At 39.3% G+C, this 12,890-nt stretch carries 10 protein-coding genes and 1 other annotated feature; all 10 genes read left to right on the forward strand.

The genetic code is table 11. From position 1 onward, the window contains the following. Nucleotides 1-9 precede the first annotated feature (9 nt). Entirely contained in the window at nt 10-870 is an 861-nt protein-coding gene (gene tehB / locus K4Z77_RS01235) for an SAM-dependent methyltransferase TehB (RefSeq protein ID WP_224218198.1), read from the forward strand. Nucleotides 871-943: 73 nt separating this feature from the next. Continuing rightward, on the forward strand, nt 944-1,897 hold the full coding sequence (locus tag K4Z77_RS01240) for a competence protein CoiA (protein ID WP_153193290.1): 954 nt from the start codon (nt 944-946) through the stop codon (nt 1,895-1,897). 18 nt (nt 1,898-1,915) lie between these two features. Next, entirely contained in the window at nt 1,916-3,718 is a 1,803-nt protein-coding gene (gene pepF, locus K4Z77_RS01245) for an oligoendopeptidase F (RefSeq protein WP_224218199.1), read from the forward strand. Nucleotide 3,719: 1 nt separating this feature from the next. Further along, complete coding sequence (locus K4Z77_RS01250; RefSeq protein WP_101782222.1) at nt 3,720-4,433, forward strand: O-methyltransferase; 714 nt, start codon at nt 3,720-3,722, stop codon at nt 4,431-4,433. 66 nt (nt 4,434-4,499) lie between these two features. Continuing rightward, nucleotides 4,500-5,438, forward strand: coding sequence for a peptidylprolyl isomerase PrsA (gene prsA, locus K4Z77_RS01255; protein ID WP_101782210.1), 939 nt, complete (start codon nt 4,500-4,502; stop codon nt 5,436-5,438). Nucleotides 5,439-5,599: 161 nt separating this feature from the next. After that, on the forward strand, nt 5,600-6,823 hold the full coding sequence (ftsW, locus tag K4Z77_RS01260) for a cell division peptidoglycan polymerase FtsW (RefSeq protein WP_224218200.1): 1,224 nt from the start codon (nt 5,600-5,602) through the stop codon (nt 6,821-6,823). 24 nt (nt 6,824-6,847) lie between these two features. After that, nucleotides 6,848-9,544, forward strand: coding sequence for a phosphoenolpyruvate carboxylase (gene ppc, locus K4Z77_RS01265; RefSeq protein ID WP_000058173.1), 2,697 nt, complete (start codon nt 6,848-6,850; stop codon nt 9,542-9,544). Nucleotides 9,545-9,640: 96 nt separating this feature from the next. Then, nucleotides 9,641-9,858, forward strand: a binding site (T-box leader). A 265-nt stretch (nt 9,859-10,123) separates the two neighbouring features. Next, on the forward strand, nt 10,124-11,119 hold the full coding sequence (gene trpX / locus K4Z77_RS01270) for a tryptophan ABC transporter substrate-binding protein (protein WP_224218201.1): 996 nt from the start codon (nt 10,124-10,126) through the stop codon (nt 11,117-11,119). 75 nt (nt 11,120-11,194) lie between these two features. After that, nucleotides 11,195-12,061 carry an ABC transporter permease gene (locus K4Z77_RS01275; RefSeq protein WP_045612545.1) on the forward strand — a complete coding sequence of 289 codons (867 nt, stop codon included), beginning with the start codon at nt 11,195-11,197 and terminating at the stop codon, nt 12,059-12,061. Beyond that, on the forward strand, nt 12,058-12,816 hold the full coding sequence (locus K4Z77_RS01280) for an ABC transporter ATP-binding protein (protein WP_045611494.1): 759 nt from the start codon (nt 12,058-12,060) through the stop codon (nt 12,814-12,816). Before K4Z77_RS01275 ends, K4Z77_RS01280 begins: the two co-directional genes overlap by 4 nt. Nucleotides 12,817-12,890 lie beyond the last annotated feature (74 nt).

The following is a 12,890-nucleotide window of genomic DNA, read 5'->3' on the forward strand; positions in this document are numbered from 1 at the left end:
GGAATGAAGATGGAAAAACTAGTTGCCTATAAACGTATGCCTTTGTGGACTAAAGAAACTATGCCAGAGGCTGTTCAGCAGAAACACAATACCAAGGTTGGGACTTGGGGCAAGATTACTGTTTTAAAAGGAGTTCTCAAGTTTATTGAATTGACAGAAGATGGTGAGGTTTTAGCTGAGCACCTCTTTGAAGCAGGAGCCGACAATCCCATGGCACAACCTCAAGCTTGGCATCGAGTAGAGGCTGCTACAGACGATGTGGAATGGTATTTGGAATTTTATTGTAAACCTGAGGATTATTTTCCTAAGAAATACAATACCAATCCTATTCATTCAGAGGTTCTAGAGGCCATGCAGACAGTAAAACCAGGGAAAGCCTTGGATTTGGGCTGTGGTCAAGGTCGTAATGCACTCTTTCTAGCCCAGCAAGGTTTTGATGTGACAGCTGTAGATCAAAATGAATTGGCCCTTGAAATCTTGCAAAGCATTGTTGAGCAGGAAGACCTAGATATGCCTGTTGGTCTTTACGATATCAATTCAGCCAGTATTGGGCAAGCGTATGATTTCATCGTATCGACAGTTGTTTTGATGTTTTTGCAAGCAGACCGCATTCCTGAAATTATCAAAAATATGCAGGAGCATACCACGGTCGGTGGTTATAATCTTATCGTTTGTGCTATGGATACGGAAGATTACCCTTGCTCTGTGAACTTCCCATTTACCTTTAAAGAAGGGGAATTGGCAGACTATTACAAGGGCTGGGAATTGGTTAAGTACAATGAAAATCCAGGCCATTTGCACCGTCGCGATGAGAATGGCAATCGCATTCAACTACGCTTTGCGACCATGCTAGCTAAGAAAATCAAATAAACATGAATGAAGATTAGGAAATTTCCTGGTCTTTTTTCTTTTTTTACGAATAATATAGAAAAGGAGGGAAATCATGTTTGTTGCGAGAGATACTAGGGGAGAATTGGTAAATGTGTTAGAGGATAAGCTTGAGAAGCAAGCCTACACCTGCCCGGCTTGTGGAGGTCAGCTCCGTTTGCGGCAAGGACCAAGTGTCCGAACCCATTTTGCCCATAAATCTTTAAAAGACTGTGATTTTTCATTTGAAAATGAAAGCCCAGAACACTTGACAAATAAGGAAGTTCTTTATCAGTGGTTGAAAAAAGAGACAGAGGTACAATTAGAACACCCGCTTCCAGAGCTTAAACAGATTGCGGATATATTTGTAAATGGCAATCTAGCTCTAGAGGTTCAGTGTAGCCCCTTGCCTCAAATAGTTCTTAAAGAGCGCAGTGAGGGTTACCGTAGTCAGGGGTACCAAGTACTGTGGTTGCTGGGTCAAAAACTGTGGCTCAAAGACCGCTTGACTCGTCTGCAACAAGGTTTTCTCTATTTCAGTCAAAACATGGGATTTTATGTTTGGGAAGTAGACAAGGAAAAACAGGTTTTAAGGCTTAAATATCTCATCCACCAGGATCTCAGAGGCAGACTCTATTATCAAATCAAGGAATTTCCCTATGCTCACGGTAGTCTACTGGAGATATTACGTTTTCCCTATAAGAAACAAAAAATATCTCATTTTACAGTTTCTCAGGACAAGGACATCTGTCGCTATATCCGACAACAACTGTACTATCAAAATCCCTTTTGGATGAAAGAACAAGCAGAAGCCTATCAAAAGGGAGAAAATCTCCTAACTTATGGACTAAAAGAATTGTATCCACAAATAAGACCACTAGTAGGTAATTTTTGCCAAATTGATCAAGATTTGACTCGCTATTATCAGTATTTTCAAACCTATTATCAACAAAATCCTCAAAATGATTGGCAAAAGCTCTATCCACCAGCCTTTTATCAGCAATATTTCTTAAAAAATATGGTAGAATAGAAAGGATGGAGGAATCTAATGATATTACAAAGACATGAAATAAATGAAAAAGATACATGGGATCTATCAACGATTTACCCAACTGACCAGGCTTGGGAAGAAGCCTTAAAAGAGTTAACAGAAAAATTGGAGACAGTAGCCCAGTATGAAGGCCATCTCTTGGATAGTGCGGATAGCCTACTCGAAATTACTGAATTTTCTCTTGATATGGAGCGCCAGATGGAGAAGCTTTACGTTTATGCTCATATGAAAAATGACCAGGACACTCGTGAAGCCAAGTATCAAGAGTACTATGCCAAGGCCATGACTCTCTATAGCCAGCTGGACCAAGCCTTTTCATTCTATGAGCCTGAATTTATGGAAATTAGTGAAAAGCAGTATGCTGACTTTTTAGAGGCTCAACCAAAATTGCAGGTTTATCAACACTATTTTGACAAGCTTTTGCAAGGCAAGGAACACGTTCTTTCACAACGAGAAGAAGAGCTATTGGCTGGAGCTGGAGAAATCTTTGGTTCGGCAAGTGAAACATTTGCTATTTTAGATAATGCAGATATCGTCTTTCCATTTGTTAAAGATGAAGATGGTAACGAAGTACAATTATCACATGGCGTTTATATGCGTTTGATGGAGTCTAAAAACCGTGAGGTGCGTCGTGGTGCTTATCAAGCTCTTTATGTGACTTATGAACAATTCCAACATACCTATGCCAAAACCTTGCAAACCAATGTTAAGGTTCAAAACTACCGTGCCAAAGTTCGCAACTACAAGAGTGCGCGTCATGCAGCCCTAGCGGCCAATTTTGTTCCAGAGATTGTTTATGACAATTTGGTGGCAGCAGTTCGCAAGCATTTGCCACTCTTGCATCGTTACCTTGAGCTTCGTTCAAAAATCTTGGGAATTTCAGACCTCAAGATGTACGATGTCTACACACCACTTTCATCTGTTGAATATAGTTTCACCTACCAAGAAGCCTTGAAAAAAGCAGAAGAAGCCTTGGCAGTCTTGGGTGAGGATTACTTGAGCCGTGTCAAACGTGCCTTCAGCGAGCGTTGGATTGATGTTTACGAAAATCAAGGCAAGCGTTCAGGGGCTTACTCTGGTGGTTCTTACGATACTAATGCCTTTATGCTTCTTAACTGGCAGGACAATCTAGACAATCTCTTTACCCTTGTCCATGAGACTGGTCACAGTATGCACTCAAGCTATACTCGTGAAACTCAGCCTTATGTTTACGGAGATTATTCTATCTTCTTGGCTGAGATTGCTTCAACCACTAATGAAAATATCTTGACGGAGAAATTATTGGAAGAAGTAGAAGATGATGCAACGCGCTTTGCTATTCTCAATAACTTCTTAGATGGTTTCCGTGGAACAGTTTTCCGCCAAACTCAATTTGCTGAGTTTGAACACGCCATTCACCAAGCGGATCAAAATGGTGAAGTCTTGACAAGCGATTTCTTAAATAAACTCTACGCAGACTTGAACCAAGAGTATTATGGTTTGAGTAAGGAAGACAATCCTGAAATCCAATACGAGTGGGCTCGCATTCCACACTTCTACTATAACTACTATGTATATCAATATTCAACAGGCTTTGCAGCAGCCTCAGCCTTGGCTGAAAAGATTGTCCATGGTAGTCAAGAAGACCGTGACCGCTATATCGACTACCTCAAGGCAGGTAAATCTGACTATCCACTTAATGTCATGAGAAAAGCTGGAGTTGATATGGAGAAGGAAGACTACCTCAACGATGCCTTTGCAGTCTTCGAACGTCGTTTGAATGAGTTTGAAGCCCTTGTTGAAAAATTGGGATTGGCATAAGATGGTTGAATCATATAGCAAGAATGCCAACCATAACATGCGTCGTCCTGTCGTCAAGGAAGAAATTGTGGACTTAATGCGTCAGCGTCAAAAGCAAGTCACAGGATCTTTGAAAGAATTAGAAGACTTTGCCCGCAAGGAAAATATTCCCATTATTCCCCATGAAACGGTAGCTTATTTCCGTTTTCTCATGGAAACCATACAACCTAAAAACATTCTGGAAATTGGGACGGCTATCGGTTTTTCAGCCCTCTTGATGGCGGAACATGCGCCAAAGGCCAAGATTACAACCATTGACCGCAATCCAGAGATGATTGGATTTGCCAAGGAAAATTTCGCCCAGTTTGACAGTCGCAAGCAAATCACTCTCCTAGAGGGAGATGCGGTAGATGTCTTATCTACCCTGACAGAGTCCTATGATTTCGTCTTTATGGATTCAGCCAAGTCTAAATACATCGTCTTTCTGCCAGAAATCCTCAAACATTTGGACGTTGGAGGTGTGGTTGTCTTGGATGATATTTTCCAAGGTGGAGATGTTGCCAAGGACATTATGGAAGTCCGTCGAGGTCAGCGAACCATTTATCGAGGCCTTCAAAGACTATTTGATGCAACTTTAGACAATCCAGGACTCACCGCAACACTAGTACCTCTGGGAGACGGCATTCTCATGCTTCGTAAAAATCTAGCAGATGTTCAATTGCCTGACAGCGAATGATTTTCAGAAAAATTTAAGAAAATATAGTAAAATAGATAGAGTAACACTTATCTCAAAGGAGTAGACATGAAGAAAAAACTATTGGCAGGAGCCATTACACTATTATCAGTAGCAACTTTAGCAGCTTGTTCGAAAGGTTCAGAAGGGGCAGACCTTATCAGCATGAAAGGAGATGTTATCACAGAACATCAATTTTATGAGCAAGTGAAAAGCAATCCTTCAGCTCAACAAGTGTTGTTGAACTTGACCATCCAAAAAGTATTTGAGAAGCAATATGGCTCAGAAGTAGATGACAAAGAAGTCAACGATACTATTGCAGAAGAAGAAAAACAATATGGTGAGAACTACCAACGTGTCTTGTCACAAGCAGGAATGACTCTTGAAACACGTAAAGCTCAAATTCGTACAAGTAAATTAGTTGAGTTGGCAGTTAAAAAAGCAGCAGAAGCTGAATTGACAGATGATGCCTATAAGAAAGCATTTGACGAATACACTCCAGATGTAACGGCTCAAATCATCCGTTTGGACAATGAAGACAAGGCTAAAGAAATTCTTGAAAAAGCCAAAGCTAGTGATGCAGACTTTGCTCAATTAGCTAAAGATAACTCAACTGATGAGAAAACTAAAGCGAATGGTGGAGAAATCACCTTTGATTCTGCTTCAACAGAAGTACCAGAACAAGTTAAGAAAGCGGCATTTGCTCTAGATGTAAACGGTGTTTCTGATGTGATCACAGCCGCTGGCACACAAGCTTACAGTAGCCAATATTACATTGTAAAACTCATTAAGAAAACAGAAAAATCATCTAATATCGATGACTACAAAGAAAAATTAAAAACTGTTATCTTGACTCAAAAACAAAATGATTCAACATTTGTTCAAAGCATTATCGGAAAAGAATTACAAGCAGCTAATATCAAGGTTAAAGATCAAGCCTTCCAAAATATCTTTACCCAATATATCGGTGGTGGAGATTCAAGCTCAAGCAGTTCATCAAAAGAATAAAACAGAAAAGGGCCAAGTGCTCTTTTTCTTATGACAAAAATGGTCTATCTGAGGGATAAGAGTTTTTTTCTTTCGGAAAAAATGGTATAATAGCAATCAAAACTAGAAAACAAACGGAATTTGGGAAGCAATTGTGTTGTTCTCATTAGATTGGTGATACTATGAAGATTAGTAAAAGGCACCTATTAAATTATTCTATTCTAGTTCCTTACTTGCTTTTATCTATTTTGGGCTTGATTGTGGTTTATTCGACAACCAGTGCTATTTTAATTCAAGAAGGCCAAAGTGCACTGCAATTGGTCCGAAGTCAGGGACTATTTTGGATATTTAGTTTGATACTGATTGCCTTGATATATAAGTTGAAACTGAATTTTTTAAGAAACGAACGTCTTCTATTTATCGTTATGTTCGTTGAGCTGATTCTATTAGCCTTGGCTCGGATAATTGGTATTCCTGTCAATGGAGCCTATGGCTGGATTTCTGTAGGACCTTTGACCATTCAGCCAGCCGAATATTTGAAAATTATTATTATTTGGTATTTAGCAAACAGATTTTCCAAACAACAAGAGGATATAGCTATTTATGATTTTCAAGTTTTGACACAGAATCAGTGGCTTCCTCGTGCATTTAATGACTGGCGCTTTGTTCTCTTTGTACTGATTGGGAGCCTTGCTATTTTCCCAGATTTGGGGAATGCTTCTATTTTAGCTTTGGTTGCCTTGATTATGTATACGATTAGTGGTATCGCTTATAGATGGTTTATTGCCTTTTTGGGAATTTTGGTAGGAGTTTCTGCCCTATCCTTATCACTGATTTCTTTTATTGGGGTTGATAAGTTTTCAAAAATTCCAATATTTGGCTACGTTGCTAAGCGTTTCAGTGCCTACTTTAATCCCTTTGCTGATTTGGCAGGAGCAGGCCACCAACTTGCAAATTCCTACTTTGCCATGGTAAATGGTGGTTGGTTTGGTCTAGGTTTAGGAAATTCAATTGAAAAACGTGGCTATTTACCAGAGGCCCATACAGATTTTGTATTTTCTATTGTCATCGAAGAATTTGGATTTGTAGGAGCCAGCTTGATTTTATCACTTGTCTTTTTCCTTATTTTACGAATCATCCTAGTAGGAATTCGTGCTAAGAATCCCTTTAATTCTATGATGGCGATTGGGGTTGGGGGGATGATGTTGATCCAGGTCTTTGTCAATATCGGTGGAATTTCTGGTATTATTCCTTCGACAGGAGTAACCTTCCCTTTCTTATCGCAAGGAGGGAACAGTCTCCTAGTCTTGTCTGTAGCCATCGCCTTTGTCTTAAATATTGATGCAAGTGAAAAGCGTGCTCAATTGTATGAGGAGTTAGAAGCTCACTCCTCAAACTATATGTAGAGCTGATAGTGGAAAGGATTACCTATGTCTCTTCAAAAATTAGAAAACTATAGTAATAAAGCTGTCGTGCAAGAAGAAGTATTGATTTTAACAGAATTGTTAGAAGATATCACTAAAAATATGCTTGCCCCAGAGACTTTTGAAAAAATCATGCAGTTGAAAGAATTGTCAACTCAAGAAGATTATCAAGGCTTGAACCAATTGGTTACTAGTCTGTCAAATGATGAAATGGCTTATATTTCACGCTATTTCTCAATTTTGCCTCTCTTGATTAATATTTCAGAAGACGTGGATTTGGCTTATGAAATCAACCACCAAAATAATATTGATCAAGATTATCTTGGTAAGTTGTCAGCAACGATCAAAATGGTTGCTGAAAAAGAAAATGCGGTTGAAATTCTAGAACACTTGAATGTTGTCCCTGTTTTGACAGCCCATCCAACACAAGTTCAACGTAAGAGTATGCTGGATTTGACCAACCATATCCACACCCTCTTGCGTAAGTATCGTGATGTGAAATTAGGCTTGATTAATAAGGAAAAATGGCATAATGATCTCCGTCGTTACATTGAGATTATCATGCAGACAGACATGATTCGTGAAAAGAAATTGAAAGTAACCAATGAAATCACGAATGTTATGGAATACTACAATAGTTCATTCCTGAAGGCAGTTCCTCATTTGACTGCTGAGTACAAGCGTCTGGCTAAAAAACATGGCTTGGAGTTAAAACATCCTAAACCAATTACCATGGGAATGTGGATTGGTGGAGACCGTGATGGGAATCCTTTTGTTACAGCAGATACTTTGAAACAATCTGCTATGACTCAGTGTGAAGTCATCATGAACTACTATGATGAAAAGATTTACCAACTTTATCGTGAGTTCTCTCTCTCAACCAGTATTGTCAATGTGAGCAAGCAAGTCAGAGAAATGGCTCGTCAATCCAAGGATAACTCGATCTACCGTGAAAAAGAGCTTTACCGCCGTGCCTTATTTGATATTCAGTCAAAAATCCAAGCAACAAAAACCTATCTGATTGAGGATAAGGAAGTTGGGGCTCGCTATGAAACGGCCAATGATTTTTATAAGGATTTGATTACTATTCGTGATTCCCTCTTGGAAAATAAGGGTGAAGCACTGATTTCTGGTGATTTTGTGGAGTTGATCCAGGCAGTTGAAATTTTTGGTTTCTATTTGGCATCTATTGACATGCGTCAAGATTCTAGTGTTCATGAGGCCTGTGTAGCTGAACTCTTGAAATCAGCAGGTATTCATTCGCATTATAGTGAACTAAGTGAAGAAGAAAAATGCCAGCTGCTTTTGAAAGAATTAGAAGAAGATCCACGTATTCTTTCTGCCACTCACGTTGAAAAATCAGAGTTACTTGAAAAAGAATTAGCAATCTTTAAGGCTGCTCGTAAGTTGAAAGATAAGTTGGGAGATGATGTTATTCGTCAGACTATCATTTCACATGCAACCAGCGTATCAGACATGCTGGAATTGGCTATCTTGCTAAAAGAAGTAGGGCTAGTTGATAAAGAAAGAGCCCGTGTCCAAATCGTTCCTCTCTTTGAAACAATCGAGGACTTGGACCACTCAGAAGAAACCATGAGAGAATACCTTTCTCTTCCTCTTGCTAAGAAATGGATTGCTTCACGCAATAACTATCAAGAAATCATGCTGGGCTACTCTGACAGTAATAAAGATGGTGGTTACTTATCATCATGTTGGACTCTCTACAAGGCTCAACAACAATTGACTGCTATTGGAGATGAATTTGGCGTTAAGGTTACCTTCTTCCATGGTCGCGGTGGGACTGTCGGTCGTGGTGGTGGACCAACCTATGAAGCCATCACATCTCAACCGCTCAAGTCTATCAAGGATCGTATCCGTTTGACGGAGCAGGGTGAAGTAATTGGGAATAAATACGGTAATAAAGACGCAGCTTACTATAACCTTGAAATGCTAGTATCTGCAGCCATTAACCGTATGATTACTCAGAAGAAGAGCGATACAAATACTTCAAATCGTTATGAAGCTATTATGGACCAAGTAGTGGACCGTAGTTACGATATCTACCGTGATTTAGTTTTTGGGAATGACCATTTCTATGATTATTTCTTCGAGTCAAGTCCAATCAAGGCTATTTCAAGCTTTAACATTGGTTCTCGTCCAGCCGCTCGTAAGACGATTACTGAAATCGGTGGTTTGAGAGCCATCCCTTGGGTATTCTCATGGTCGCAAAGTCGCGTCATGTTCCCTGGTTGGTATGGGGTTGGTTCAAGCTTCAAGGAATTTATCGATAAAAATCCAGAGAATATCGCTATCTTACGAGATATGTACCAAAACTGGCCTTTCTTCCAATCGCTTCTTTCAAATGTCGACATGGTCTTGTCAAAATCAAATATGAATATTGCTTTTGAATATGCTAAACTTTGTGAAGATGATCAAGTAAAAGCAATCTATGAGACTATTTTAAATGAATGGCAAGTTACCAAGGAAGTCATCTTGGCTATCGAAGGTTATGATGAACTCTTGGCTGAAAATCCATATCTAAAAGCAAGTTTGGATTACCGTATGCCTTACTTTAATATCCTTAACTATATCCAGTTGGAGTTGATTAAACGTCAACGCCGAGGAGAATTATCAAGCGACCAAGAAAAATTAATCCATACAACCATCAACGGAATTGCGACAGGATTGCGTAATTCAGGCTGATACCTATCAAGCTTCCCCTTTTCTATAGGGGAAGTTTTTGAATAGTTCAAAAAAATGCTAAAAGAGTCTTGACAAGTAGTTGAAAAATGATATAATTTAACCATTCAGAAAAGTAATCATATAAACTTTTTAGAGAGTCTGTGGTAGCTGAAAACAGATAAGTGGTGATGATGAAAATTGGGCTGAATGTTATTTAGAATTTGAAATCATAAAAATTCGGTGAGCACACCTTACAGTGCATCTCGTTATTGCGAGACAGAGCGATAGGGAAATTCCCTATAATTGAGGTGGTACCGCGCATCGACGTCCTCACACAAGTTTTTTGTGTGAGGACTTTTTTTGATGGAGGTTAGTATGGAAAGAAAACGATGGCGTCGCTTGTTTATACTCAATGAAAATCAAAGTACAAACTAGGAAGCTAGCCGCAGGTTGCTCAAAGCACTGCTTTGAGGTTGTGGATAGAACTGACGAAGTCAGTAACCATAGCTACGGCAAAGTGAAGCTGAAGTGGTTTGAAGAGATTTTCGAAGATTATTAGATAAGTGAAGTATTTTAAAGGAATAAAAAAGGAGAAATAGAATGAAAAATAAACGTTTAATTGGAATTATCGTTGCATTAGCAGTCTTAGTAGCAGGAAGTTTGATTTACTCTTCAATGAATAAACCAGAAGCTAAGAATGAGAAAAAAGTTGCCAAAGTTGGTGTCCTTCAGTTTGTCAGCCATCCATCTCTTGACTTGATTTATAAAGGAATTCAAGATGGACTTTCAGAAGAAGGTTATAAAGATGACCAAGTTAAAATCGATTTTATGAACTCAGAAGGTGACCAAAGTAAGGTTGCGACAATGAGTAAACAATTGGTTGCAAATGGCAATGACCTTGTGGTTGGTATTGCAACACCAGCTGCTCAAGGTTTGGCTAGCGCCACAAAAGACTTACCGGTTATCATGGCTGCTATTACAGACCCAATTGGTGCTAATTTGGTTAAAGATTTGAAAAAACCAGGTGGCAACATTACAGGGGTGTCTGACCACAATCCAGCTCAACAACAAGTTGAACTCATCAAGGCTCTAACACCAAATGTGAAAACAATCGGAGCTCTTTACTCAAGTAGCGAAGACAATTCAAAAACTCAAGTTGAAGAATTTAAGGCTTATGCTGAAAAAGCAGGTTTGACAGTGGAAACATTTGCAGTTCCTTCAACAAATGAAATTGCTTCAACAGTTAATGTTATGACTAGCAAGGTTGATGCTATCTGGGTTCCAATTGATAACACAATCGCATCTGCATTTTCAACAGTTGTATCAAGCAACCAATCGGCTAAGAAACCAATTTATCCAAGTGCAACTGCCATGGTAGAAGCAGGTGGTTTGGCATCCGTTGTAGTTGACCAACATGACCTTGGTGTGGCAACTGGTAAAATGATTGCGCAAGTCTTGAAAGGTGCAAAACCAGCTGATACTCCAGTCAATGTCTTTTCAACTGGTAAATCAGTTATCAATAAAAAATTGGCACAAGAGCTAGGTATTACGATTCCTGAATCTGTTCTAAAAGAAGCAGGACAAGTGATTGAATAATCTACAATGGAGGAGTTGGGGACATCTCCTCCAATTTTTTACAATAGAAATCATATAGAAAAGGTTAAGAAACAGATGATATTATCTATTATTTCTCAAGGATTTGTCTGGGCTATTTTAGGTCTGGGAATCTTTATGACATTTAGGATTTTGAACTTTCCAGATATGACGACAGAAGGTTCCTTCCCTCTTGGGGGAGCTGTTGCTGTCACTTTGATAACGAAAGGCGTGAATCCTTTTTTAGCGACACTTGTTGCTGTAGGAGCAGGTTGTTTGGCTGGAATGGCAGCAGGCCTTCTTTATACAAAAGGGAAGATCCCAACCTTGCTCTCCGGGATTTTGGTGATGACTTCCTGTCACTCTATCATGCTCTTGATTATGGGGCGTGCGAATTTAGGCCTGCTTGGAACCAAGCAAATTCAGGATGTTTTGCCTTTTGATTCGGATTTGAATCAACTCTTGACAGGTCTCATCTTTGTGAGTATTGTTATTGCTCTCATGCTCTTTTTCTTGGACACCAAACTAGGACAAGCCTATATTGCTACAGGTGACAATCCTGATATGGCTAGAAGTTTCGGGATTCATACTGGACGCATGGAGCTCATGGGCTTGGTCTTATCAAATGGTGTGATTGCCCTTGCAGGAGCTCTTATTGCCCAGCAAGAAGGCTATGCCGATGTATCTCGAGGAATCGGTGTTATCGTTGTGGGGCTTGCAAGTTTGATTATTGGAGAAGTTATCTTCAAGAGTTTGAGCTTGGCAGAACGTCTGGTTACCATTGTTGTAGGTTCTATCGCTTATCAATTCTTAGTGTGGGCAGTTATTGCGCTTGGCTTTAATACAAGTTACCTTCGTTTGTACAGCGCCGTGATTTTAGCAGTCTGCCTCATGATTCCAACATTTAAGCAAACAATCTTGAAAGGAGCCAAATTAAGCAAATGACAGCAATTGTAGAATTAAAAAATGCAACCAAAGTCGTTAAAAATGGCTTTGATGAAGAAAAGATTATTTTAAATGATGTTTCCTTAGAAATTTTTGAACAGGACTTTATCACGATTTTAGGTGGAAATGGTGCTGGCAAATCAACTCTCTTTAACACTATTGCAGGAACCTTGTCATTAACCAGTGGGACCATCCGTATTTTAGGTGAGGATGTTACCAAGTTTTCACCAGAGAAGCGCGCTAAGTATCTGTCTCGTGTCTTCCAAGATCCAAAGATGGGGACAGCTCCTCGTATGACAGTGGCAGAGAATCTCTTGATTGCCAAATTTCGTGGTGAAAAGCGTGGATTGTTACCACGACGCTTGACTAGTTATAAGGATGAATTTCAAGCGACCATTGAAAAAGTAGGAAATGGTCTTGAGAAACACTTGAATACACCGATTGAGTTCTTATCAGGTGGGCAAAGACAGGCCTTGAGTCTCTTGATGGCAACCTTGAAACGACCTGAATTACTCTTGTTAGACGAGCATACTGCGGCCCTTGATCCAAAGACTAGTGTTGCTTTGATGGAATTGACAGATGAATTTGTTAAGAATGACCAGCTGACAGCGCTTATGATTACTCATCACATGGAAGATGCTCTTAAGTATGGCAATCGCTTGATTGTCATGAAAGAAGGACGAATTATCCAAGATTTGAACCAAGAAGATAAAGCAAAAATGAAAATCTCTGATTATTATCAACTCTTTGAATAAAGTAGGGAAAATGAGTGAAATGGTTTACTTTTTTTCTGAAATAAAGTATACTATATAAAGTAAACTATGATAAC

Source organism: Streptococcus mitis subsp. hohhotensis (genome assembly GCF_020089495.2).
GTDB lineage: Bacteria > Bacillota > Bacilli > Lactobacillales > Streptococcaceae > Streptococcus > Streptococcus hohhotensis.

Excerpts from the sequence above, each read along its gene's own strand:
- ppc (WP_000058173.1), top strand. The coding sequence starts at position 6,848 with ATGTCTCTTCAAAAATTAGAAAACTATAGTAATAAAGCTGTCGTGCAA.
- K4Z77_RS01280 (WP_045611494.1), top strand. The coding sequence starts at position 12,058 with ATGACAGCAATTGTAGAATTAAAAAATGCAACCAAAGTCGTTAAAAAT.
- tehB (WP_224218198.1), top strand. The coding sequence starts at position 10 with ATGGAAAAACTAGTTGCCTATAAACGTATGCCTTTGTGGACTAAAGAA.
- pepF (WP_224218199.1), top strand. The coding sequence starts at position 1,916 with ATGATATTACAAAGACATGAAATAAATGAAAAAGATACATGGGATCTA.
- ftsW (WP_224218200.1), top strand. The coding sequence starts at position 5,600 with ATGAAGATTAGTAAAAGGCACCTATTAAATTATTCTATTCTAGTTCCT.
- K4Z77_RS01250 (WP_101782222.1), top strand. The coding sequence starts at position 3,720 with ATGGTTGAATCATATAGCAAGAATGCCAACCATAACATGCGTCGTCCT.
- prsA (WP_101782210.1), top strand. The coding sequence starts at position 4,500 with ATGAAGAAAAAACTATTGGCAGGAGCCATTACACTATTATCAGTAGCA.
- K4Z77_RS01240 (WP_153193290.1), top strand. The coding sequence starts at position 944 with ATGTTTGTTGCGAGAGATACTAGGGGAGAATTGGTAAATGTGTTAGAG.
- K4Z77_RS01275 (WP_045612545.1), top strand. The coding sequence starts at position 11,195 with ATGATATTATCTATTATTTCTCAAGGATTTGTCTGGGCTATTTTAGGT.
- trpX (WP_224218201.1), top strand. The coding sequence starts at position 10,124 with ATGAAAAATAAACGTTTAATTGGAATTATCGTTGCATTAGCAGTCTTA.